Source organism: Humibacillus sp. DSM 29435 (assembly GCF_001758225.1).
In the GTDB taxonomy this organism is placed as follows: Bacteria; Actinomycetota; Actinomycetes; order Actinomycetales; family Dermatophilaceae; genus DSM-29435.
Map to the genome: position 1 here is coordinate 45,487 of NZ_MAST01000034.1, position 23,049 is coordinate 68,535.

Genomic DNA, 23,049 nt, shown 5'->3' on the forward strand with positions numbered 1-23,049 from the left:
ACGCCGTACTGTGCTCGCCGGAGGTACGGCGGCCCTGGCCGCCGGTGCCGCGACCGGCACGGCTCACGCCGACCCGGTCGATGCTGCCAGCGTTGGCACGCAGGCACGCGATAGGGCACGTGGCGAACACAGCTGGGTGATGTCGACACTTCGCCAGATGACGTTGAAGGAGAAGGTCGGTCAACTCTTCATCCAGAACGTGTACGGATCCGACGCCACGACGCCCGATGACCGCAACCTCCCGCTCTACGGCGTGGCCAGCCCGGCCGAGGTCGTGCGCAAGTACCACCTCGGCGGCGTCATCTACTTCGCCTGGACCGACAGCGTGCAGAACCCGGCGCAGATCGTCGACCTCTCGAACGGCCTGCAGCGGGCGGCCCTCACCCAGCGCGGCACGGTGCGAGTCCCTCTGCAGATCGCCACCGACCAGGAGCAGGGCGTGGTCACCCGCATCGGCCCGCCCGCCACGCAGTTCCCCGGGTCGATGGCACTCGGTGCCGGCGGCAGCAGTGCCGACGCCCGCACCGCGGCCGCCATCACCGGTCGTGAGCTGCTCGCGATGGGCGTCAACACCGACTTCGCACCGGTCTGCGACGTCAACGTCAACGCGCTCAACCCGGTCATCGGAACGCGCTCGTTCTCATCGCACCCCGACCTCGCGGCACGCCTCGTGGCCGCGCAGGTCGCCGGCTATCAGCGTGACGGCGGCATCTCCTCCTCCGCCAAGCACTTTCCAGGCCACGGCGACACCGCGACCGACAGCCACGTGGCCTTCCCGGTCATCACGCACACCCGTGAGCAGTGGGAGCAGATCGACGCTCCCCCGTTCCGGGCGGCGATCCGCGAGCAGATCGACATGATCATGACGGCGCATCTCTCGTTCCCGGCCCTCGACGACTCCGGCGACCCTGCCACCCTGAGCCACGCCATCCTGACCGGTGTGCTCCGCGAGGAGCTGGGCTTCACGGGCGTCATCGTCACCGACTCGCTCGCCATGCAGGGCGTCCGCGACCTCTACGGCGACGCCGAGGTGGCCGTGCGCGCGCTGCTGGCTGGAGCCGACCAGCTGCTGATGACGCCGGCGATGGACGACGCGTATGCCGCCGTGCTCGCGGCCGTTCGCAGCGGGCGCCTCAAACGACGCGATCTCGACGCGAAGGTCGGGCGGGTGCTGCGCCTGAAGTACCGCCGCGGCGTGGTGAAGCACCCCTACGCCAACCCGAAGCGCCTCGACCGGGTGGTCGGTACCGACCGGCACCTCGCAGCGGCCGGATCCATCACCGACCGCACCACGACCCTCGTCAAGAACGACGCGTCGGTGCTGCCCCTCGCGGTCGACGGCGCGAAGGTGCTCGTCACAGGCTACGGCGCGACCACCACGGCCACTCTCGCCGCCGCCCTCGGCACGAAGGGCGCCACCGTGCAGACCCTCGTGACCGGCACGTCACCGACCGACGCCCAGGTGGCGGATGCCGTGGCAGCGAGCGCAGCGAGCGACAGCGTGGTCGTGACCACGATGAAGGCGTGGGACACCAGCGTCACCGACCCCACAGGTGGGCAGCAGAAGCTCGTGAACGCCCTGCTCGCCACCGGGCGCCCCGTCGTCGTGGTGGCCGTTCGAGACCCGTACGACATCGCCTACTTCACCGACGCCCCCACCTATCTCGCGACCTACTCCTACAGCCCGGTGGCCATCGAGGCCGTGGCCCGGGTGATCACCGGCGAGGTGGCACCGACGGCGAAGCTGCCGGTCGACATCCCGGTGGCGGGAGCGCCCACCGAGGTGCTCTACCCGTTCGGACACGGCCTCACCTACTGACCCGGCCCGAGCCGACCTGAACCACCTCGACTCAGCCCGCCACGATCGGAGACCCAGCCATGACCTCTCTCAACCGCCGTCAGCTGCTCACGGCCGGAGCCGCCGGTGCGGTAACGGTCGGGGTGGCCACTACGACGACCGGTTCGGCCATGGCCGACGAGCGCCCTCACGGGCCGCCCGCCGGTCGAGTCACCACCGGGGCCGAGCGCGCAGCGGCATCCGGCTGGTCGGTGCTGCGCGGCCAGAAGGTCGGTGTCATCACGAACCCGACCGGCATCCTGACCAACCTGCGAACCATCGTCGACGAGATGCACGAGGCGAACGCGGTCGACATCGTCGGCGTCTTCGGCCCCGAGCACGGCTTCCGCGGCACGGCGCAGGCAGGCAGCTCAGAGGGCACGCACACCGACCCGCGCACGGGCATCACGGTCTACGACGCGTACGGCGCCGATGCCACCAGGATGACCGAGCTGTTCCGCACGGCCGGAGTCGAGACGGTCGTCTTCGACATCCAGGATGTCGGTGCGCGCTTCTACACCTACGTCTGGACGATGTACACGGCGATGCGTGCCGCCGTTGCGGTCGGTGCCCGCTTCGTCGTGCTCGACCGCCCCAACCCGACCGGCGGATCGGCCCGCGGGCCGATGATGACGACGCCCTACACCTCCGGAGTGGGGGCCAAGGAGATCGTGCAGGCGCACGGCATGACCGTCGGCGAGCTGGCTCGCTACTTCGCCGGCGAGTTTCTGCTCGCCGACGCGGGAGCCCGGTTGCGGCAGCTGTCTGTCGTCGAGGTGAAGGGGTGGTCACGCGAGACGACGTATGCCGCCACCGGGCTGCCGTGGGTGATGCCCAGCCCGAACATGCCCACTCCCGACACCGCCCTCGTCTACCCGGGCACGGGCATGTTCGAGGGCACCAACCTCTCGGAGGGGCGGGGCACCACGAGACCCTTCGAGCTGATCGGAGCGCCCTTCGTCGACTACCGATGGGCCGAACGCCTGGCGGCCCTCGACCTGCCCGGTGTCGCCTTTCGCGAGACCTACTTCACCCCGACCTTCAGCAAACACGTGGGACTCGTCTGTGGCGGCGTGCAGCTGCACGTGACGAAGCCGAGCCGGTTCGACCCGATGCGCGCCGCGGTCGAGATGCTGGTGGCCGCGAAGGCGCTCTACCCCGACTTCGACTGGCGCTATGACACCTACGACCCCCAGCGGCCCTACTGGATCGACAAGCTGACCGGCTCGACCCGCCTGCGCACCCAGATCTCGGCGGGCGCCCCGGCCGACGAGGTCATCGGGGCATGGCGACGCGAGCTGGCCGCCTTCAACGCTCGCCGCCGCCCGTACCTGCTCTACCGCGGCCGTGGCGCCTGAGCCCCGGGTGAGCGACCTCTGTGACGGGCCCGACGGTCGTGAGGTCTCAGACGCCCTCGCCGGTTCGCCCCAGCCACCAGGTGGGCCACGTAGGCGACCGCCAGCCGGGTTTGCCTCGCCGCGAACCGTGCTCACTGACGTGCACCCATCGCAGGTCGGCCTCGACCCGGTGCCCATCGCGGCCGCGGTGGCGCAGGTGCACTCAGCCGAGGAGGCAACCGTTGACGCGCCTGCGCTGTTCGCGGGAGCCGTGGGGGTGCTGGGCCACGACGGCCACATCGTTGCCCGCGACGCCAGCGGTTGGGCGCTGCGTTGGAGTGACGCGACCACCGAGCTGACGCGCGACCAGTGGGTGCCCGTGCGCACTGACACCCTCTTCGACCTCGCCTCGGTGTCGAAGCTGTTCACCTCGATCGCGGTCGTGCAGCTCGTCGAGGAGGGCACGGTGGGGCTGGACCAGCCGGCCGCCACCTATCTGCCCGAGTTCGCCGCCTCGGGCAAGCAGTCGGTGACCGTGCGCGAGCTGCTGACCCACACGTCCGGCCTCACCTCGTGGCTGCCACTGTGGAGCAGCCACCCCGACCAGGTCGCTCGCATCCAGGCCGTCATGGAACAACCGCTGTCGAACTCCCCGGGCTCCACCTACCTCTACAGCGATCTCAACCTGATCACCCTCGGGGTCATGGTCGAACGGCTCCGAGATGCACCGCTCGACGTCGTGGTGCACGACCACATCACGGCCCCTCTCGGCATGGTCGACACCGGGTACAACCCCACCGAGCGGCACCACGCTGCCGCCACCGAGTTCCAGACCGCTCCCCCTCGCGGCATGGTTCGCGGGGAGGTGCACGACGAGAACGCCTGGGCGCTCGGCGGTGTGGCCGGTCACGCCGGAGTGTTCTCGACGACCGACGACCTCGCCGTGCTGGCCCAGAGCCTGCTCAACGGCGGAACGTACGGCGGACACCGCATTCTGCGCCGAGACACTGTCGCATCGCTCGTCAGCGACGCCAACTCCCGGTTTCCTGATGATGCCCACGGCCTCGGGCTCGAGCTCGACCAACCGTGGTACATGGGCGCCCTGTCGGGCCCGCGCACCGCAGGGCACACCGGCTACACCGGCACCTCGATCGTCATCGACTTCGCGTCTCACTCCTTCGCCATCCTACTGACGAACCGCGTGCACCCCTCTCGTTCATGGGGGTCGACGAATGGGGTCCGTCGCGACTGGGCGAACGGCCTGGCCGCGGCGCTGCCCCACAGCCACATCCCGGGCTCCGGCGACCTGCTCGACGACGAACGGCAGCCGGGTTCGCCGACGGCACGGGGACGGGCCGCCATCGAAGCGAAGCCGTAGCGTGGGGCCATGCTCGAGTCCTCCGACGGTGCCCTCGTGGTGACTGCCGCACCGGCGATCCCGCTGCTCGTGCGGCTGCGCGGCATCCGGCCCTCGCTGTCGCCCGCGGAAGACCGGGTTGCCGAGGTCGTGCTTGCCGATGCGAGGCGGGCCGCCGGGTTCACGATCAGCGAGCTGGCTGCGGCCGCCGACACGTCCGAGACCACCGTGCTGCGTTTCTGCCGACGCCTCGACCTGCCCGGCTACCCCCGGCTGCGGCTCGCCCTGGCTGAGGAGTCGGCCCATCCCCGCAGTGCGGCGCGTGACGGCAGCGACATCAGCGCCACCGACACCATCGGCGACATCATCGCCAAGGTGGCCTTCACCAACGCGAGCGCGGTCGAGGAGACAGCCCAACAGCTTGACCGAACGTCGCTGGCCGACGCCGCCTCGGCTGTGGCCAGGGCCGGCCGTGTCGACATCTACGGCATCGGGGCCAGCGCCGTCGTCGGCACCGACCTGCAACAGAAGCTGCACCGCATCGGGGTGGTCGCCTTTGCCTGGAACGACCCCCACCTGTCCCTGACGAGCGCGACCCTGCTCGGGCGCGGTGACGTCGCGCTCGGCATCTCGCATTCGGGCACGACCGCCGAGACGATCGAGTCGCTGGCCGTCGCTCGCTCGACGGGGGCCACGACCGTTGCGATCACGAACTTCCCGCTGTCTCGGCTCGCGGTCGAGGCCAACCTGCTGCTCACCACCGCGGCGCGAGAGACCAGCCTGCGGTCGGGCGCCACGGCCAGCCGCATCGCCGCCCTCACCGTCGTCGACTGTCTCTACATCGCGGTGGCCCAACGCAACCTGAAGCGGGCCCGCAAAGCCGTGTCCGACACCCGCGAGGCCGTCGCCGGCCACCACCTGGGCGGCTGACGTGTCTGCGGGTGCCGGCGCGGGTGAGAACGTGACAGCGCGACCAACGCGACGACCGAAGGAGCAGCCCTGGTGACCACCGAGAGCGGTACCGGTATCAGCATCGAGGTGAACGTCGAGGCCCCCACCGAGGAGCGACACCCGGGCACGACGTCGATCGACACCTACAGCTCGCTCGATGTGCTGTTGGCCCTCAACGACGAGGACGCGACCGTGGCCGGCGCCGTGCGAGAGGTTCTGCCCGAGCTGAGCCGCCTCGTCGACCGGGCCGTCGACTCGCTGCGGGCAGGGGGCGCAGTGCACTACTTCGGGGCCGGCACCTCGGGCCGGCTCGCCGTGCTGGATGCGGCTGAGCTGCGACCCACGTTCAATGTTCCCGCCGGCCTGTTCGTGGCCCACCATGCCGGCGGTGCCGAAGCGCTGGTCAACGCCGTCGAGAACGTGGAGGACGACGCCGGCCAGGGGGCTGCAGAGGCGAGCAGCCTTCAGCCGGGCGACATCGCGATCGGGCTCACGGCATCCGGTCGCACTCCCTTCGTGGCGGGTGCGTTGCAGCGGGCTCGCGAGCGCGGGGCCGTCACCGCCCTCGTCACGGCGAACCCGGGAGCCACTCTGGCTGGGCTCGCCGACCACCTGCTCGCGGTGCGCACCGGCCCGGAGGCACTGACCGGCTCCACCCGGCTCAAGGCGGGCACGGCACAGAAGCTGGTGCTCAACGCCTTCTCGACCGCCGTGATGATCCGGCTCGGTCGCACCTGGAGCAACCTCATGGTCGACGTCGTCTCGACGAACGCCAAGCTGAGGGGGCGCGTGCTGCGCATCCTGCGCGAGGCCACCGGCGCGGGTGAGGTTGAGGCGAGGCGTGCTCTCGATGCCGCGAACGGTGAGCTCAAGCCGGCGCTGCTGTCGATGCTCGCCGGGGTCGAGGTCGCCGCGGCCCGCCTGGCCATCGACGAGCACCACGGGTCGGTCGCAGCGGCATTGTCGGGGCTGTCGGGGCTGTCAGGGCTGGGTGGGGCCCAGTGGCCATCAGCTCACAAGGCGCCCGGCGGGCGAGGCGTCAGCGCAGGGGGTTGAACGGGGCCAGCTGCGACGGCGCGGTGCCCGTGACCATCTGCTCGGCGAGCAGGCGGCCGGTGACCGGGCCGAGGGTGATGCCCCACATGCCGTGGCCACCCGCGACGAAGACCCGCGAGCTGCGGGTGGCGCCGATGAGCGGCAGGCCGTCGACGGTGCAGGGGCGAGAACCGACCCACTCGTCTTGCCGGTGGTCGAGGTCGGCGCCCTGCAGCAGCGGGCGGGCCGAGTCGACGATGGCCTCGATGCGGCGCTGGTCGAGCTTGGCACCCGGCTTGCGAAACTCCATCATGCCGGCCACGCGAAGCCGGTCGCCGACGGGCGTGCAGGCCACCCGGGCGGCCGGGAAGTAGACCGGGCCGTTGGGGAGGTCGTCGACGGCGACGCTGAAGCTGTAGCCGCGACCGGCCTGGACGACGCGCTTGACGCCGAACTCACGGGCGAGCTTGCCGAGCCAGGCGCCGGTGGCGACGACGACCTGGTCGTAGGTCTCGTCGGCGCCGGTGTCGGTCGACACGACCACGCCGGAGCCGATGTCGCGCAGACCGGTGACGGCGCCGCCGGTGACGATCTTCCCGCCCCGCGCGATGACGGAGTCGGCGAGCGCGTTGACGTAGACGCCGGGGTTGATGAACCGCTGGCCGTGCAGCACGATCGCCGCGCCGATGCTCTCGGAGAGCGCCGGCTCGATGGCGCGAGCCTCGTCGCCGGTGAGCACGTCGAAGGCGATGTCGCCACCGGAGGCGTGGATGTGCTCGATCTCCTCGAGCAGCGTCTGACGCTCGGCGGCGGTGCGGTAGGCGGCGGTGAACGACTTCGCCTCATAGGTCTCGGCGTCGACGCCACCGTCGCGCAGCAGGTCGAAGCTGGCCAGCGACAGGTCGTTGACGGGCACGAGCGAACCCATCGCGCGCTTCCACGCCTTCATCGTGCTGTGCCGGGTGAAGCCGGTCACGAACTTGAGGAAGTCGGGGTTGGCGCTCGGTGGCACGTAGACGGGCGAGCTCGGGCTCAGCACCGCGCGCAGGCCGTACTTGAGCACGGCGGGCTCGGGCAGCGGAGTGGCGATGCCCGGTGTCAGCCAGCCCGCGTTGCCCCACGACGCCCCGGCGGCCACGCCGTCACGGTCGATGACGGTCACCTCGACACCGCGCTCCTGCAGGAACCAGGCCGTCGCGAGCCCGACCATGCCCGCGCCGACGACGGCGACGCGCTGGGGGGCCGGGTGACCGGAGGGGGTGACAGCTGACATGGGTGGCTCGACCTTCTTCTGCGACGGGGGCATGCTCTGTTACCTCCATGGTGGCCCAGCTCAGACCCTCACCCCTGTTGCTGCTCAGACAAAGAATTCTCTGTGTCTTGTTCTCTGAGCACAAGCAGGCGCATCATGGTCTGATGCCGTCGACCCGTGCCACAGCGAGCCCCCCTACCCAAGCCGCGGTCCCCCGCGGGCTCGCCGTGACCGACGTCGTCGGCGCCCTCGGGGGTGGTCTGCTGCGCATCGTCGTGGCGGGGGTGGGCCCCGAGGTCGACGACCTCACCCTGGCCGAACCGGGCGCCGGGGTGTTCGGTCAGGCGGGCGACCTCCTGCTCGGGGTCGGCATCGAGTCGCCCGAGGCCGCGAGCGCACTCCTCGAGGCGGCCGCCAGGGTCGGTAGCGGTGCCGTCGTGCTGCGCCGGGCGACTGCTCGCCAGCGCCCGGTCCGGGCGACGGCCAGGCGGCTTCGGATCACTCTCGTCGAGCTCGCCGACCATGCGTCGTGGGCTCACATGGTGTGGCTGCTCCGGGGCGTGTTCGACCAGGCTGCGACCGGCTCTGCCCTGGTGTCGGATGGACCGGTCCACGACGAGCTCTTCTCGCTCGCCGACGCGTGCGCGGCTCTCGTCGACGCTCCGGTCACCATCGAAGACACCGCGTCTCGGGTGCTGGCCCACTCGACGCGTCAGGACGTCGCCGACCCGATCCGGCTCTCGACGATCGTCGGGCGCAAGGTGCCGGATGCCGTGCTCACCAGCCTTCGCGGTCGCGGCGTCTTCCGTCGGTTGGCCCGCTCCGACGAGCCGGTCTACGTGCCCGCAGACGGTGACCTCAAGCCACGACTCGTGATCCCGGTGCGGGCCGGCAACGAGTGGCTCGGGTCGATCTGGATCGTCGTCGAGGCCCGACCCGACCCCGCCGTGGTGCGGTCGCTTCGCCAGACGGCATCCGTCGTGGCCCTGCACCTGCTGCGTCTGCGGTCGCAGACCGAGCTCTCTCGGCGGGTGGCGGCCGACCGGCTGCGCGCCGCCCTCACCGGTCAGGTCGAAGGGGTCGAGGCGTGGCTGCCGGCCGGCCCCTGGCGGGTCGTCGTGCTGGATGGTGGACCGGCCGCAGCCTCGATGACCACGCCGGCCGACTCACCGGGCGACGGGGTCGAGACGCGCGTCGACCTGTGGGAGTCGGCCGCCCGGCGTCGCTCGTGGCGTCAGCCGCTGCTCGCCGTGCACGACGGCCTGGTGCTGGCTCTCGTCACCGACTCCACCAGCGCGACGACGACGCCCGGAACGTGGGGGTGGCTGCAGGCCGTCGTCGAGGAGGTGACCGCGGCAACCACCGCAGGGCAGGCTCCAGCCACGGCCAGCGCCGGCGCCCCCGCCGGGCGCCCTGTCGAGCTGGACCGGTCACGTCGAGAAGCCCTCGAGGTGCACCACCTGCGCGAGTCGGGGCGGGTGACGGGAACGGCGCGCACTCTCGAGCAGGCCTGGGCCCCGATCACCGCAGCCCGCTGCGTGGCGGCCTTGCGGGTCGATGAGCTCATCGGGCCGGTGCGGCAGATCGCTGCCCACGACACGGCCCACGACACCGCCTACGCCCAGACCATCGCGGCCTGGCTCGACCATCCGGGCGACCCGCGCTCGGCGGCGGCCGGCATCCATGTGCACCCCAACACTCTGCGGTACCGACTGCAACGGTTGGGCGAGATCGTCGAGCTCGACCTGCACGATCCGGAGACTCGGCTGGCCGTGCGCCTACAGCTGCGCGCGCTGGGGCACTAGAAGGGGCACGAAAGGGCACGAGCCGACAACACAACATGCGAGAAGGGCGCCCCCAAGCGCCCTTCTCGCAGATACTGCTGCGCCGAGGTAGGTTCTACTGCCCCCCGGCAAGGAGAGCACGAACCTCGTTCTCTCGGTATCGCCGGTGTCCGCCGAGGGTTCTGATCGAAGTCAGCTTCCCTGCCTTGGCCCACCGGGTCACCGTCTTCGGGTCGACACGGAAGAGCGCCGCCACCTCGGCAGGAGTCAGCAACTTCTCCGTCTCGGGTCGATCCTGAGTCATTGTCAATTTCCCCACCGCCCTGTCACATGTGCTGCGACACGCAAGGCCTCCGGAAGGGGAGACCAGTAAACAAATAGTAAAGTCCGGCGCTCGTTCCTGAGGGCAAACCGTTGAAAACTCTCATACGGACGGCGTGTCGCACCCCGTTGTGGGCCTCGGATCCGCCACCACCGCAAGATCTGGACATCATCCGCGTGCACAACTGCCGCCCGGCTCATGTAGCGTGAGGCCCACGAGATCACACACATTCCCGGGGCCGCTACGCGGAAATCGAAGAGCCTATGGTTCTTCGAAGAGCGATGCCGCGCCGGCACGACGCACGAGGGGGTCACGCCATGGGGCGCGGCCGAGCCAAAGCCAAGCAGACCAAGGTCGCACGGCAGCTCAAGTACTACACACCTGATACGGACTTGAGCGCGTTGGAGCGAGAGCTTCACAACCCGTCGAACGGTCCGTTGATCACGCCGCCACCGCGTGACCGTGACAGCAGCACGTCGCGGTCGGTCGATGACGACGAGTACGACGAATACGGAAAGTGGGCCTCGGGCGAGCGGTGAGCTCGCCCTGACCCACACCGCTCTCCCCGTGCGCCGAGTGCTCCCACTCGGTCGGTGGTACCCGTTGCGCTGATCAGCGTTCGGGATGCTCGCCGACGACCTGCACCGAACCGCCCGCGACGCCCTTGGCGCCCTGGACGATCTCGGTGTCGGTCGCCACGAGGCGTTCGTCGTGAGCGCGCTGCACGGTGGTGACCTCGCCCAGCAGCCAGGCCGGGATGCCGTGCGCCCCCGCGAGCTCGACGGCACGCTCGGCCTGTTCGGCCGGCAGCACGACGACGAAGCCGATGCCCTGGTTCAACGTGCGCTCGAGGTCGCTGCGGGGCACCCGCCCGAGTTCGGCCACCGCGGCAAAGACCGCGGGCGGTGACCAGGTCGAGCGGTCGAGCCGCGCGAAGGTTCCCGACGGGAGCACGCGAGCCAGGTTGGCCGCCAGCCCTCCCCCGGTCACGTGGCTGAGAGCGTGCACCTCAACGCCCGGGGTGGCGATCAAGTCGAGCAGCGGCCGGGTGTAGAGACGGGTCGGTTCAAGCAGCTCCTCACCGAGGCTGCGTCCGAAGTCGTCGACGTGGCGGTCGAGCGACCAGCCCGCGCTGGCGACCACCCGCCGCACCAGGCTGTAGCCGTTGCTGTGCAGCCCGCTGCTGGCGAGGGCGACCACGACGTCACCGTCGGCCACTCGCTGCGGACCGAGCATGGCGGCATACTCGACGACACCGGTGGCGGCACCGGCCACGTCGTACTCGTCGGGCTCGAGCAGCCCGGGATGCTCGGCCGTCTCACCGCCCACGAGCGCCACCCCGACCTCCTCGCACGCTCTGGCGATGCCTCCGACGATGGCGGCGATGCGCTCTGGCACGACCTTGCCGGTGGCGATGTAGTCGGTCATGAAGAGCGGTTCGGCCCCACAGACGACGATGTCGTCGACGACCATGCCGACCAGGTCGAAGCCGATCGTGTCGTGTTTGTCGAGGGCCTGCGCGATGGCGACCTTGGTGCCGACGCCGTCGGTGGAGGTGGCCAGCACGGGGCGGGTCATCCGGGCGAGCGCACTGGCGTCGAAGAGACCGGCGAAGCCGCCCAGGCCCCCGATGACCTCCGGACGGGTGGCCCGGCGCACCGACGCCTTCATCAGCTCGACCGCCTTGTCACCGGCCTCGACGTCGACCCCGGCAGTGGCATAGGTGATCGGCTGGTTCGTCACGTCACAACCCTACCGGCGCCCCACCCTCACCCCCGATTCGAGGTATTCCGCGACCGCATCTGCTCGCTGAATACCTCGAACCGTTTATGCACACCCCCAGGAGCGAAATGCCCCTGTCCACACTCGCCACTCTGACACTGCCCCAGGCAGCGGCATCCGTCCGAGGCTGGCTCGATGACTGGACCTGAACGGCGTCAACTCGCCGGCACGGCAGCCTCGACGACGGACGGTGTGCTCTCGAGAGAGTCACTGGCCCGGTTGGGCCTGTCGTACGTCGACGTCCGCACCGAGATCCGAGCCGGTCGCTGGCGCTGCCACGGCCTGCAGACGGTGGCGGTCCACAACGGCCCCCTGGGAGTCGAGGCCAACCGATGGCGGGCCATCTGGGAAACCGGCATCGGAGTCGCCGTCATCGACGGGGTCACCGCTCTCCAGGTGGCCGGCCTGCGACACTACGACGACGAGGTCATCCACGTTTCCGTCGTGCACACGGCATCCGTGAAGAAGCTGTCAGGCACCCACCTGCACAAGGTGATCCGACGCCTGCCCGACGAGCTTTATCTCAGCGGTATCCCGCGCACGCGGCCAGCCGTTGCCGCGCTCCGAGCGGCGTTCTGGGCCCGAACCGATCGGCAGGCGGCCCTCATTCTGCTCATGGTCGTTCAGCAGCGGCTCGCCACCCCGCTGCAGCTGCTCGAGGTCTCAGGACAGCTGCGCGGCCGAAAGCGGCGACGTTTCGTCAGGACGGTCATCGCTGATGCCATCGACGGGGTTCAGTCGCTGGGTGAACTCAACTTCGCCCGACTGTGTCGAGCACGCAGGCTACCCGAGCCCGTGCGGCAGAAGGTTCGACGTGGCCCCCGAGGGCGCGTCTACCTCGACGTGCGCTGGAGCGAGTCGCGGTTGGTGGTGGAGATCGACGGCTCCCAGCATCGTGAGGCGCTGAACGTCAGCGCTGACAACCTGAGTCGCAACGAGGTGACCCTCCGGAACGACCGGGTGCTTCGCATCGACCTCATCGGGCTCCGCCTGCACGAGAACGAGTTCATGGACCAGGTAGAGCGCGGCATCCGCACTCATTCGAGGTGACCGACGACCACATGCGGTCGCCGAATACCTCGAACCGAAGGGAAGGGTCGGGACTTAGGGGTGGTCGAGGGCTCCCGCGCCGCCGGTACCGACGCCGGTCGTGACGCCGTCGACGTCGACCGACCGGTCGTGGCCGGTGCGCACGGTCAGGGGCAGGGTCTCGAGCAGGTGCTTGCCCATCTGACCGTCCTCGGGAAGCTCGATCGGGTAGCTGCCGGTGAAGCACGCCGAGCAGAGCCGGTCGGCGCCCTGGTTCGTGGCCTCGATCATGCCGGCCTCGGAGATGTAGCCGAGCGAGTCGGCGCCGATCGAGGCCCGGATCTCCTCGACCCCCAGGCCGTTCGCGACGAGCTCGGCCCGGGTCGCGAAGTCGATGCCGTAGAAGCACGGCCACTTCACGGGCGGGCTGCTGATGCGCACGTGGATCTCGGCGGCCCCGGCCTCGCGCAGCATCCGGATCTGCGCGCGCTGCGTGTTGCCTCGCACGATCGAGTCGTCGACCACCACGAGCCGCTTGCCGCGGATCGTGTGCTCGAGCGCGTTGAGCTTGAGCCGGATGCCGAGCTGCCGCAGCGTCTGGGAGGGCTGGATGAAGGTGCGCCCGACGTAGGCGTTCTTGACGAAACCCTGCCCGAACGGGATGCCGGACTCCTGCGAGTAGCCCACCGCCGCGGGCACGCCCGACTCGGGGACCCCGATGACGAGGTCGGCATCGACGGGGTGCTCACGGGCCAGCACCGCCCCCATCTCGACGCGCGCCTCGTGCACGACACGGCCACCGATGACGGCGTCCGGGCGGGCCAGGTAGACGTACTCGAAGACGCAGCCCTTGGGCTGGGGCTCGGCGAACTGGTGGGTGCGCAACCCGTTCTCGTCGATGACGATGAGCTCGCCCGGCTCGACCTCGCGGATCACCGCGGCGCCGATCGTCTGTAGCGCGGCCGTCTCGGAGGCGACGACCCAGCCGCGTTCGAGGCGCCCGAGGGCCAGTGGTCGCACGCCCCACGGGTCGCGGGCGGCGTACAGGGTGTTCTCGTCCATGAAGACGAAGGAGAAGGCGCCACGCAGCTTCGGGAACAGCTCGAGCGCGGCCTGCTCGGGCGTCTTGTCGGGGTCGGCGGAGAGCAGCGTCGTGACCAGCGCCGTGTCGGAGGTGTTGCCGCGGGCCAGCTCGCCGGTGACCCGGGTGCCGCCGAAGTGCTCGTCGACGAGGGCCTTGAGCTCGGCCGTGTTGGTCAGGTTGCCGTTGTGGGCGAGCGCCAGGGTGCCGTGCTCGCTGCCGCCGAGGGTGGGCTGCGCGTTCTCCCACGTCGAGCCGCCGGTGGTGGAGTAGCGCGTGTGCCCGATCGCCAGGTGCCCCCGCAGCGAGCTCAGCGCCCGCTCGTTGAACACCTGCGACACCAGGCCCATGTCCTTGTAGACGAGGATCTTCTCGCCGTCTCCGGTGGCGATGCCCGCCGACTCCTGACCGCGGTGCTGCAACGCGTACAGCCCGAAGTAGGTCAGCTTCGCGACCTCCTCACCGGGGGCCCAGACACCGAAGACACCGCAGGCGTCCTGGGGGCCCTTCTCGCCGGGAAGGAGGTCATGGTTCAGTCGGCCGTCGCCAGGTAGCACGCTGTGAGTCTCCCACACGAACCCGTGGGGGGCCGACGTGTGCACGGCCGCTCACGGCATCCGAGCCCGGCATCCGAGCGCTCGCGGCTCACCCGAGCGGAAACTCGGCCAGCACCTCGTAGCGGGGTCGCCGCCCACGACTCTCACCCAGGTGCGACTCGATGAGGCTGACGTGCTCGGCGCGCCACTGCGGCCCCCGGTAGGGATCGAGGGCACGGATCCACCGGGTCGCCTCGGTCAGGTGACCGAACCGGGCCAGGGTCAGGTGGGGCCGGAAGCGGGTGCCGTCAGGGGTGGCCCCCACCGAGCTGCACGCCGTGCGGATGCCGCTCGCCACCGTGTCGAGGTCGCCCTCGACGGTCTCGACACCGGCCCAGAGCACGCGCGCTGCGTACGGGTTGGGGAAGGCGCCGGCGCCGGCCACCCGCAGCAGCTGCGGCTCGCGGCGACCGGCCGAGGCAGCGATAGCCTCGGTGAGCTCGTCAAAGCGACGATCGTTCACCGCCCCGAGAAAAGCGAGCGTGACGTGCCACTGGTCGCGGCCGGCCCACCGCAGGTCGGGGCCCGCCTCGACGCGTGGCTCGAGGTGCTCGGCGAGGTGTTCGACGACATCGTCGGGAGGCACGACGGCTACGAAGAGGCGCATCAGGTCTGCACCGCTCCTCCCGACGCGAGCAACGCGTCGACGTCGGTGATGCCCCACGCCTCGAGGGCGGCCCGGGTGTCGGCTCCGGCCCGCAGCGGTGGCGGGGAGCTCAGGGCGCCCGGTGTGCGCGAGAACCGCGGCGCGGGGGCGGGTTGCACGACGCCGTGGTGCTCGACATAGGTGCCACGGGCCGCGAGGTGCGAGTGCTCGGGGGCCTCGGCGTACGACAGCACGGGTGACACGCACGCGTCGGTGCCTTCGAAAAGAGCGGTCCAGTCGTCACGCGTGCGTCCACTGAAGGCCTCGGCCAACAGCCGGCGAAGCAGCGGCCACTGCCGCGGGTCGAGGTGGTCGGCCGGGGCGCGGTCGGCGATCTCGAGCCGGTCGACCATCTCGGCATAGAACATCGTCTCGAGGGGGCCGACGGCCATCCAGCCCCCGTCGGCCGTCTCGTAGACGTCGTAGAAGGGGGCGCCGGTGTCGAACAGGTTCGTACCGCGGGCCTGCGACCAGAGCCCGGCCGAGACGAGGCCGGTGAGCATCGTGGAGAGGTGGGCCGTGCCGTCGACGATCGCGGCGTCGACGACCTGCCCCTCGCCGCTTGAGCGCGCCTCGAGCAGGGCGGCGAGCACCCCGGCGACCAGGTAGAGCGCCCCACCCCCGAAGTCGCCGACCAGGTTGAGTGGCACCTGCGGCGGGCCACCCGCGCGCCCGATGGCGCTCAGCGCACCGGTGATGGCGAGATAGGTGATGTCGTGACCGGCCGACTGCGACAGCGGCCCGTGCTGGCCCCATCCAGTCATCCGCCCGTACACAAGTCGCGGATTGGCGGTTAGGCACTCGTCGGGACCGAGCCCCAGCCGTTCGGCCACCCCGGGCCGAAAGCCCTCGATGAGCACGTCGGCTCGGGCGATGAGCGCCTGGGCCGTGGCGATTCCCTCAGGGTGCTTGAGGTCGAGCGCCACCGACGGCCGACCTCGACGCAGGAGGTCGACCTCGGGCGGCATCGGCACGGGAAGGCCGGTCGTGCCCGGTCGGTCGATGCGCACGACGTCGGCGCCCAGGTCGGCCAACAGCATCGCGGCGAAGGGGCCCGGCCCGAGACCGGCGAGCTCGACCACCCGAACCCCACGCAGTGGGCCCTGCCGGAGGGCCTCGGTACCTGGTGACGTCACCAGCTCAGCGTATCGACGCCCATCCATCGTCGGTCAGCGGCGAGGGCCCTGGTATCGGTTCAGCGAGACCACGATTTAGCGAGACCACGGTTCAGCGAGACCACTGAGGGCACGAGCTCAGCGACGTGACTCGCTCCGGCGCCCCGACCAGTCGAGCGTGATGCCGAGCAGGGCGGCGAGCGCCAGCCCGAACATGGCCCCGAGGGCCCCGAGGTAGAGGGCTGCGCTCGTCTCGGAGTATCCCTGCGCCTCGTCGCCGAGAACGCTGACGATCACCCCGATGACGATGCCGATGATGGCTCCGCCGATCAGAAGACGCTTGAAGTTGGGGACTCGGGGCAGGTCACGACTCACATACCCATCGTAAGCGATGTGAGCGGAATGAGTCCGTCGAGGTGGGCGCGCTGCCCACTGGCCCGCACCCGGGCGTCGGCCACCGCCTGCTCCCACGCGAGCTGGCCGGTGACCAGCTCGAGCCACGTAACGGCATCCGTCTCGATGACGTTGGGCGGTGTGCCACGGGTGTGCACCGGCCCCTCGATGCACTGCACGGCCCCGTACGGCGGCACCCGCACCTCGACGGTTCGCCCCGGCGCCGTGGTGGCCAGCTCCTCGAGGGTGAAGCGGACCGCGGTGCCGGTGGTGGACCGGTCGGCCGCCCAGGCGGCGGCCCGGCACGCCTCGAGGGCGGCGAGCCCGTCGGCGACCGGCGTGCGTCTGCGAGGCGGCATCCCGCCAGGTTAGCCGGGCAGGTGGCACGCAGAGCGCACTCGTCGGCCCGCACGGTTCGGTCAGCGGCTGCGCCACCTCGGCAGCACATCGCTGACCACGCTGTCGAGCACCGCCCGACTGCCCGCGAACGGACCGTCGGGTCGCGGCCAGGGGACGATCACGTCGGTGAAGCCGAGCCCGGCGGCCCGCCCGACGGCATCCTCGAAGGCCCCCACACTGCTGAGCGCGTAGGTGGGGGCCGAGTCGAGGTTGAGGTAGCGGGCGAAGACGTGGTCCGGCTGCCGCTCGGCGCCGGCAGCTTGAAGCGCATCGGTCATCGCGTCGCCGAGGCCGCCGATGAGCTGCCACCAGTCGGCGTCGGTTTCGGCTCGGCCGCCGACGGTCAGCCAGGCGTCGCCCCGCTCAGCGGCGAGCCGGATCGACTTCGGGCCGTTGGCGGCGATGATGAGCGGCACTCGTGGGGCGCCCGTAGTGCCGCGAACCGGGCCAGGAAGGGTACGCACGTCTCGGGCGGCGTAGAAGCGTCCGTCGTGGTCGACGTGGTCGCTCGAGAGCAGCCGGTCGAGCAGGTCGGTGAACTCGTGAAACCGGGCGACGCGGTCTTTGAGCGAGAGGTCATCGCCCATGACCCGCGCGTCGAGGTCGCCCCCGGTGCCGATGCCGAGCAGGAAGCGGCCATCCGAGATGTCGTCCAGTGCGAGCACCTCGCGCATGAACTGCACGGGGTGGTGGTTGTTCGGTGACGACACGAAGGTTCCGAGCTGCATCCGATCGGTGACCGCAGCCGCCGCCACCAGGGTCGGGACAGCCGCGAACCAAGGAGATTCAGGAAGCCCACCCCACGTGATGTGATCGAAGGTCCAGCCGTGGTCGAACCCCATGGCCTCGGCCTCACGCCAGATCGGGCCAGCCACCGACCACGTGTGCTCGGGCAGGATCGTCACTCCGAATCGCATGGTGTCGACCGTAGCCTGTTCCTGTGACACGCAACTGGGACGCAGGGGCCGTGCTCGCCGCCTCCAACGAATGGGTGTGGGTGCCCGAGGCAGCGCCGGTCGTTCGCACCGACGAGTACCTCGTCGTGGCCTACCCGGAGTGGTTCCTGCAGACGGCCGTGGCCCGGGTGTTCGGCTCTGAGCGGGATGCCGCCGAGCTCGTCGACGAGATCGGCCGGGCCGCGCTGAGCCTGGGTCGCGAGCAGCTGTGGTGGCGCCTGTCGGACCAGACCCGACCGGGCGGCCTCGAGGCCGAGCTGGTCGCTCGGGGGGCGGTGCTGACCGAACGCACGGACGTGCTGGCCCTCCCGCTCGAGCACCGCTGGCCCGACATCCGGGTCCCTGACGACGTCTCGGTGCGCCGGGTGCTGGATGAGCAGACCTTGCGTGACGTCTACGTCGTCGAACACGACGCCTTCGGCAGCCACGAGCCGACGACGGACCAGATCGCCGACGGCCTGAGCGAGCTGGCGGTCGGCCGCGTCGACGACTCGGTCGGGCGGTTCGTGGCGTACATCGAGGGCGCGCCCGCCGGAGCGGGCGGGGGGGGAGTCGTCGACGGGGTGTGCCGCCTCTGGGGCGGGTGCACGCACACGTCGTGGCGAGGTCGAGGCGCCTACCGCGCGGTGCTCGAGGCGCGTCTGACCACGGCCGCAGCGGCGGGGGCGACCCTCGGGCTCACCCACGGGCTCGTCGAAACGTCGTCACCGATCCTGCGCCTGCTCGGCTTCCAGCGCTACGGCGAGGAACGGGTGCTCCGCACCGACACCGCAGGGCAGGGGCTCGCGTGACCGACCGCATCCGGTTCGACCGCGACGACCGAGGCGGTGTCACCGTCGTCATGGATGGCTCGCCGCAGTCGCACGTGCAGCAGAGCGACCCCACCCTGCTCGTCTTCGAGTACGTGCAGCACCTTGCCCTCGCCCTCGACGCACTACCCGCCGGGCCGCTCGGCGTCACCCACGTCGGTGGGGCCGGGCTCACCCTGCCGCGCTACGTCGAGGCGACGAGGCCGGGCTCGACCCAGATCGTGCTCGAACCCGACGCCGAGCTGACCGCATTGGTGCGCAAGGAGATTCCCCTCCCTCGTCGTCACCGCATCAGGGTTCGAGAGGTTGACGGCCGGTCCGGCGTGGCCGCCCTCGCCGGTTCGTCCGCCGACGTCGTCGTCACCGACGCCTACGCCGATGGGCGGGTTCCGGCGGAACTGAGCTCAGCGGCCTACGTGCTCGATGTCGCTCGGGTACTGCGCAACGATGGCCTCGCGCTCTGGAACCTTGCCGACGAACCCGGGATGCATTACGTATCAAGGGTGCTCGCGACCGTGCGGCTCAGCCTGCCGCACGTGGCGCTGATCGCCACCCACGAGGTGCTCAAGAGCAAGCGGTTCGGCAACTCCGTCGTGGTCGCCAGCCGGCAGCCCCTCCCGCTGGAGCGGCTGCGTCGCGATGTGGCCCGGGCTCACCTCCCGACCGGGATCCGAGAGGGAACGGCGCTCGAGCGGCTCGCCGCCGGGGCGAAGCCCTTCGTCGACGACGCGGCCCGAAGCCCCGTGCCACCGGATGCCGGCCGCTGGCGGGTGCGCTGAGGGGCGTGGCCACCGGTCACGCCGTTCAGACCTGACTCAGACCCAGGAGCTGCGGCCGCCGGACCAGTCTCGGGGGCTGGAACCGTAGCCGCCTCTCGAGCTGGGGCCGCGTGAGCCGAGGTAGCTGCCGACGACGGCCGCACCGAGATCGTCGAGCTCGGGGGCCACGACGCGCCCGTCGACCCGGTGCGCGAGCTGGTCGATGAAACGGGCCAGCCCGGGGTCGTCGCCGAGGCGGAAGAACGAGACCTTGGCCCCGAGGCGGTGCGACGCGTCGAGCTCACGGATCGTGTGGGCGATGGTCAGCGGGTGCGGCGGGTAGTCGAACCAGGTCTCGCCGTCGGGCTCGAGGTGGGAGGTCGGCTCGCCGTCGGTGACGATGAGCAGCACGGGCTGGGCGTTGGGATGCTTGCGGAAGTGCCGGTTGGCGAGCAGCAGGGCGTGGTGAAGGTTGGTGCCCTTCTCGTACTGCGCGTCGAGAGCGGTCAGCTCCTCGATGTCCATGACCTGGGCGTTGCGCCCGAAGCCGATCAGCTGCAGGTGGTCGCCGCGGAAGCGCGATCGGATCAGGTGGTGAAGAGCCAAAGCGGTGCGTTTCATCGGCACCCACCGGCCGTCCATCGCCATCGAGAACGAGGTGTCGGCCAGCAGCGCGACAGCGGCCTGGGTGCGCGCCTCGGTCTCGGTGACCTCGACGTCGCGGATGTTCAGCCGCACCCCACGGGCGGCGCTCCCCCCTTCACCCACGGTGCGCAGCACGGCATTGGTCACGGTGCGCGTGACGTCCCACGGTTCGGTGTCGCCGAACGCCCACTCCCGGGTGACTCCGCTGAGCTCGCCGGCAGCACCGGCCTGGCGCTGGTCGCGCTGGCCGGCTCGACCCGACAGCCGCTCGGCCACGTCTTTGAGCAGCGCCTTGCCGAGCTGACGCATGGCCTTCGGCGAGAGCTTGAGCTGGCCGTCGGAGCTGCGCTTCAGCAGCCCGCTCTGACGCAGAGCCTTCTCGAGCGCGGCCAGGGTGCGGGCGTCGACGGCCGCCTCGTCGCCGAGCTGACGCGCCAGCTTGTCGAGGTCGACATCGTCCATCCGAGCCCCGTCGTAGCTCTGCGAGAGCTGGTCGGCGAGCTGGTCGAGATCGGCGAGGTCTTGCAGCACACCCGTGCCGTCGCCCAGGCCGAGGCCCTGTTCACCTTCGAACGACTCGCCCGACCCCCAGTCCTCACCGGGCCGCAGTGCCTGCAGGTTGTCGTCGAGCTGGCCCAGCGACTGCATCAGGTCGGGCGAGCCGAAGGCCTGCTGCGCCAAGGCGTCGAGCTCGTCGCGTTGCTCCTGCGTCATCGAGTTGCGCATCCGTTGGGCGGCAGCGGCTCGGGCCGCCAGCGAGTCGAGCAGCTCGTCGATGTTCTGGGGCTGGTCCGGAAAGAAGTCCCCATGCTTGTTCATGAAGTCAGCGAACTGCTCGTCGGTGGGCTCACCGAGCCGGTGCGCCTCCAGCAGTGCGTTGAGGTCTTTCAGCATCTCGTTGACGGCGGCTCGGTCGGCGTCAGTGGCGTTCTCGAGCGCCTGCTTCATGCCGGCGAACCTCTGGTCGAGCATCTCGCGCCCGAGCAGGTCCTTGATCTGCTCGTAGTCGGCGCGGGCCTGCGACGAGCGCCACGGGTAGTCGCCGAGCTCGCTCACGGCCGCGGCCGTCGAGGCTGGCAGGTTCTCGATGCGCATCTCGGCGAAACGCGCGTCGTCGTCGAGGTCGCGGGCCAGCTGCTTGCGCTCCTCGAGCACCGCGCGGTCGAGCAGCTCACGCACCTGCTGCATCGTGCCGTCGAGGTTGTGCTTCTGCAGCAGCTCGCGTCGCCGTTCGGCCACCCGTCGGGCCAGGTCGTCGAGACCCTGCTGGTTCATCGCGCCCCGGCGCAGGAACTCGCGCATGGCGCGCTCGGGTGAGCTGCCCGCCATCACGTCCTCGCCGATGGCATCGAGAGCCTCGGCGAGATCGACCGGTGGCGCCAGTGGGTCGGGGCCGCCGTCGTACCGGCCGTAGCGGGTGTTCACGCGACTCGTCATCCGTAGACCGTCTCGCCGCCGCTACTCTCCTTGCTCACCTTTCGAGCGAGGTAGAGACCTTCGAGGGCCAGCTCGATGGCGTTGGCGCGCTCTCCGTCGTTCTCGGCGCCGAGTCGCTCGCAGACGTCGTCGTAGAGCTCGGACTCTCCCAGCACCGGCAGGCCGGTGAGGAAGTCGATGGCCCCCACCTGGGCGCCGGTCGAGACCATGGCGCCACCCTCGATCGCTTGGACGAGCAGGGCGAAGTCGATACCGCGGAAGTGCTGACGCACCGTCTCGGCCGTCGCCGTGCGCAGCAGGTGGGTGAGCACCTCCTTCTCGCGGCCTTCCTCGCCGGTCTCGAACTCGACCTTGCCGCCGAGCACCTCGATGACGGTCTCGAGGTCGACGACCCGCGCCACCGCCTGCTCCTCGCCCTGAACCGTGGCCCGGTGGAGAGCGGCGGCCGCAACGGTCTCGGCGGCGGCGATCGAGAAGCGGGCGCTGACTCCCGAGCGCTGGTCGACGGCACTGGCCCCGCGCAGGTTTCGGGTGAACCGCGCGATGATCTCGACGAGCGAGTCGGGCACCTGCGCCACCAGCGCCGCCTCCTGCCGGATCACGGCGACCTCGTCTTCGAGGGCCACGGGGTAGTGCGTACGGATCTCGGCGCCGAACCGGTCCTTGAGGGGCGTGATGATGCGGCCGCGGTTGGTGTAGTCCTCCGGGTTGGCACTCGCGACGACGAGCACGTCGAGCGGCAGCCGCAGCACGTACCCACGGATCTGGATGTCGCGCTCCTCCATCACGTTGAGCATCGCGACCTGGATGCGTTCGGCGAGGTCGGGCAGCTCGTTGATGGCGACGATGCCACGGTGCGAGCGCGGGATGAGACCGAAGTGGATCGTCTCGGGGTCACCGAGTGAACGGCCCTCGGCCACCTTCATCGGGTCGACGTCACCGATGAGGTCGGCCACGCTGGTGTCGGGGGTGGCGAGCTTCTCGGCGTACCGCTCGTCGCGGTGGCGCCACTCGACGGGGAGGGTGTCGCCCAGCTCGAAGGCTCGACGGCGGGATGCCGCCGTGATCGGCTCGTAGGGGTGCTCGCCGAGCTCACTGCCCGCGATCACGGGCGTCCATTCGTCGAGCAGCCCGACGAGAGTGCGCAGCAGCCGGGTCTTGCCCTGACCGCGCTCACCGAGCAGCACGACGTCGTGCCCGGCGATGACGGCCCGCTCGAGCTGCGGCACGACGTCGTCGGCGAACCCGTGCAGGCCCGGCCACGGGTCGCGCCCGGCGCGTAGGGCGTCGAGAAGGTTGTCGCGTAGCTCTTGCTTGAGGGTCTTCTGCTGGTGGCCGGACGCGCGAAGCGCTCCGACCGTGGTCATCATCGGGGCGTCGGTCACCCCTTCACGCTACGTCGCGCTCCCCACCCCGTCGAGGGGACCACCCAGCTGGCCACTCGACCAGCCAACCCACGTCGAGTGGTCACTTTCGTACACACCCACCCGTACGGAAGTGGCCACTCGACTGGGCTCCACGTCGAGTG

Annotated in this window: 21 protein-coding genes; 10 read left to right on the top strand and 11 right to left on the bottom strand. The window is 70.5% G+C overall.

What is annotated here, in order from left to right:
* Positions 1 to 157: 157 nt before the first annotated feature.
* The 5 genes from BA895_RS16485 to BA895_RS16505 all read left to right on the top strand — a co-directional run bounded on the left by BA895_RS16485 (position 158) and on the right by BA895_RS16505 (position 6,538).
* Positions 158 to 1,819: a glycoside hydrolase family 3 protein gene (locus BA895_RS16485; RefSeq protein ID WP_254666518.1), complete on the top strand. Its 1,662-nt coding sequence runs from the start codon at positions 158 to 160 to the stop codon at positions 1,817 to 1,819.
* A gap of 59 nt (positions 1,820 to 1,878) precedes the next feature.
* Entirely contained in the window at positions 1,879 to 3,195 is a 1,317-nt protein-coding gene (locus BA895_RS16490) for an exo-beta-N-acetylmuramidase NamZ domain-containing protein (RefSeq protein WP_070192983.1), read from the top strand.
* A gap of 139 nt (positions 3,196 to 3,334) precedes the next feature.
* The gene (locus BA895_RS16495; RefSeq protein ID WP_254666519.1) at positions 3,335 to 4,552 is read left to right on the top strand and encodes a serine hydrolase; all 1,218 of its coding nucleotides are present in this window, start codon (positions 3,335 to 3,337) and stop codon (positions 4,550 to 4,552) included.
* A gap of 9 nt (positions 4,553 to 4,561) precedes the next feature.
* Positions 4,562 to 5,461: a MurR/RpiR family transcriptional regulator gene (locus BA895_RS16500; RefSeq protein ID WP_070192984.1), complete on the top strand. Its 900-nt coding sequence runs from the start codon at positions 4,562 to 4,564 to the stop codon at positions 5,459 to 5,461.
* A gap of 72 nt (positions 5,462 to 5,533) precedes the next feature.
* Positions 5,534 to 6,538, top strand: coding sequence for an N-acetylmuramic acid 6-phosphate etherase (locus tag BA895_RS16505; RefSeq protein WP_254666520.1), 1,005 nt, complete (start codon positions 5,534 to 5,536; stop codon positions 6,536 to 6,538).
* Here the strand turns inward: BA895_RS16505 and BA895_RS16510 are convergent.
* On the bottom strand, positions 6,522 to 7,790 hold the full coding sequence (locus tag BA895_RS16510; RefSeq protein WP_070193191.1) for an FAD-binding oxidoreductase: 1,269 nt from the start codon (positions 7,788 to 7,790) through the stop codon (positions 6,522 to 6,524). The two genes, BA895_RS16505 and BA895_RS16510, sit on opposite strands and share 17 nt — an antisense overlap.
* A 143-nt stretch (positions 7,791 to 7,933) precedes the next feature.
* Between BA895_RS16510 and BA895_RS16515 the strand changes: the two genes are divergently transcribed.
* Positions 7,934 to 9,574 carry a CdaR family transcriptional regulator gene (locus BA895_RS16515; protein ID WP_070192985.1) on the top strand — a complete coding sequence of 547 codons (1,641 nt, stop codon included), beginning with the start codon at positions 7,934 to 7,936 and terminating at the stop codon, positions 9,572 to 9,574.
* 94 nt (positions 9,575 to 9,668) lie between these two features.
* Here the strand turns inward: BA895_RS16515 and BA895_RS16520 are convergent, their stop codons facing one another.
* Positions 9,669 to 9,857: a BldC family transcriptional regulator gene (locus tag BA895_RS16520; RefSeq protein ID WP_070192986.1), complete on the bottom strand. Its 189-nt coding sequence runs from the start codon at positions 9,855 to 9,857 to the stop codon at positions 9,669 to 9,671.
* Positions 9,858 to 10,192: 335 nt separating this feature from the next.
* Here BA895_RS16520 and BA895_RS16525 point away from each other — a divergent pair, with 335 nt between their 5' ends.
* Positions 10,193 to 10,414 carry a DUF3073 domain-containing protein gene (locus tag BA895_RS16525; RefSeq protein ID WP_070192987.1) on the top strand — a complete coding sequence of 74 codons (222 nt, stop codon included), beginning with the start codon at positions 10,193 to 10,195 and terminating at the stop codon, positions 10,412 to 10,414.
* 73 nt (positions 10,415 to 10,487) lie between these two features.
* Here BA895_RS16525 and purM read toward each other — a convergent pair whose 3' ends face one another.
* Positions 10,488 to 11,618 carry a phosphoribosylformylglycinamidine cyclo-ligase gene (gene purM, locus BA895_RS16530; protein WP_070192988.1) on the bottom strand — a complete coding sequence of 377 codons (1,131 nt, stop codon included), beginning with the start codon at positions 11,616 to 11,618 and terminating at the stop codon, positions 10,488 to 10,490.
* A 174-nt stretch (positions 11,619 to 11,792) separates the two neighbouring features.
* Here purM and BA895_RS16535 point away from each other — a divergent pair, with 174 nt between their 5' ends.
* Positions 11,793 to 12,707: a hypothetical protein gene (locus BA895_RS16535; RefSeq protein WP_070192989.1), complete on the top strand. Its 915-nt coding sequence runs from the start codon at positions 11,793 to 11,795 to the stop codon at positions 12,705 to 12,707.
* Positions 12,708 to 12,761: 54 nt separating this feature from the next.
* On the opposite strand, the gene purF is transcribed toward BA895_RS16535, so the two are convergent.
* From purF to BA895_RS16565, 6 genes are all read right to left on the bottom strand, one after another.
* Positions 12,762 to 14,324, bottom strand: a complete 1,563-nt coding sequence (purF, locus tag BA895_RS16540) for an amidophosphoribosyltransferase (RefSeq protein ID WP_070193192.1) — start codon at positions 14,322 to 14,324, stop codon at positions 12,762 to 12,764.
* An 88-nt stretch (positions 14,325 to 14,412) separates the two neighbouring features.
* Positions 14,413 to 14,970: an RNA 2',3'-cyclic phosphodiesterase gene (gene thpR / locus BA895_RS16545; RefSeq protein ID WP_070192990.1), complete on the bottom strand. Its 558-nt coding sequence runs from the start codon at positions 14,968 to 14,970 to the stop codon at positions 14,413 to 14,415.
* Positions 14,970 to 16,145 carry a CaiB/BaiF CoA-transferase family protein gene (locus BA895_RS16550; RefSeq protein WP_254666521.1) on the bottom strand — a complete coding sequence of 392 codons (1,176 nt, stop codon included), beginning with the start codon at positions 16,143 to 16,145 and terminating at the stop codon, positions 14,970 to 14,972. Before BA895_RS16550 ends, thpR begins: the two co-directional genes overlap by 1 nt.
* Positions 16,146 to 16,262: 117 nt before the next feature.
* Positions 16,263 to 16,499 (bottom strand): hypothetical protein, encoded by a 237-nt coding sequence (locus tag BA895_RS16555; RefSeq protein ID WP_070192992.1) that lies wholly within the window; start codon positions 16,497 to 16,499, stop codon positions 16,263 to 16,265.
* Positions 16,496 to 16,876 carry a sterol carrier family protein gene (locus BA895_RS16560; RefSeq protein WP_070192993.1) on the bottom strand — a complete coding sequence of 127 codons (381 nt, stop codon included), beginning with the start codon at positions 16,874 to 16,876 and terminating at the stop codon, positions 16,496 to 16,498. Before BA895_RS16560 ends, BA895_RS16555 begins: the two co-directional genes overlap by 4 nt.
* 60 nt (positions 16,877 to 16,936) lie before the next feature.
* Positions 16,937 to 17,833, bottom strand: a complete 897-nt coding sequence (locus BA895_RS16565; protein ID WP_070193193.1) for an LLM class flavin-dependent oxidoreductase — start codon at positions 17,831 to 17,833, stop codon at positions 16,937 to 16,939.
* A 23-nt stretch (positions 17,834 to 17,856) separates the two neighbouring features.
* Between BA895_RS16565 and BA895_RS16570 the strand changes: the two genes are divergently transcribed.
* Positions 17,857 to 18,663: a hypothetical protein gene (locus tag BA895_RS16570; protein ID WP_070192994.1), complete on the top strand. Its 807-nt coding sequence runs from the start codon at positions 17,857 to 17,859 to the stop codon at positions 18,661 to 18,663.
* Positions 18,660 to 19,460, top strand: a complete 801-nt coding sequence (locus tag BA895_RS16575) for a spermidine synthase (protein WP_371327730.1) — start codon at positions 18,660 to 18,662, stop codon at positions 19,458 to 19,460. The genes BA895_RS16570 and BA895_RS16575 overlap by 4 nt, the downstream gene beginning before the upstream one ends.
* A gap of 36 nt (positions 19,461 to 19,496) precedes the next feature.
* Here the strand turns inward: BA895_RS16575 and BA895_RS16580 are convergent, their stop codons facing one another.
* Positions 19,497 to 21,521, bottom strand: coding sequence for a VWA domain-containing protein (locus BA895_RS16580; protein WP_070192995.1), 2,025 nt, complete (start codon positions 21,519 to 21,521; stop codon positions 19,497 to 19,499).
* Positions 21,518 to 22,891 carry a magnesium chelatase gene (locus BA895_RS16585; protein WP_371327735.1) on the bottom strand — a complete coding sequence of 458 codons (1,374 nt, stop codon included), beginning with the start codon at positions 22,889 to 22,891 and terminating at the stop codon, positions 21,518 to 21,520. Before BA895_RS16585 ends, BA895_RS16580 begins: the two co-directional genes overlap by 4 nt.
* Positions 22,892 to 23,049 lie beyond the last annotated feature (158 nt).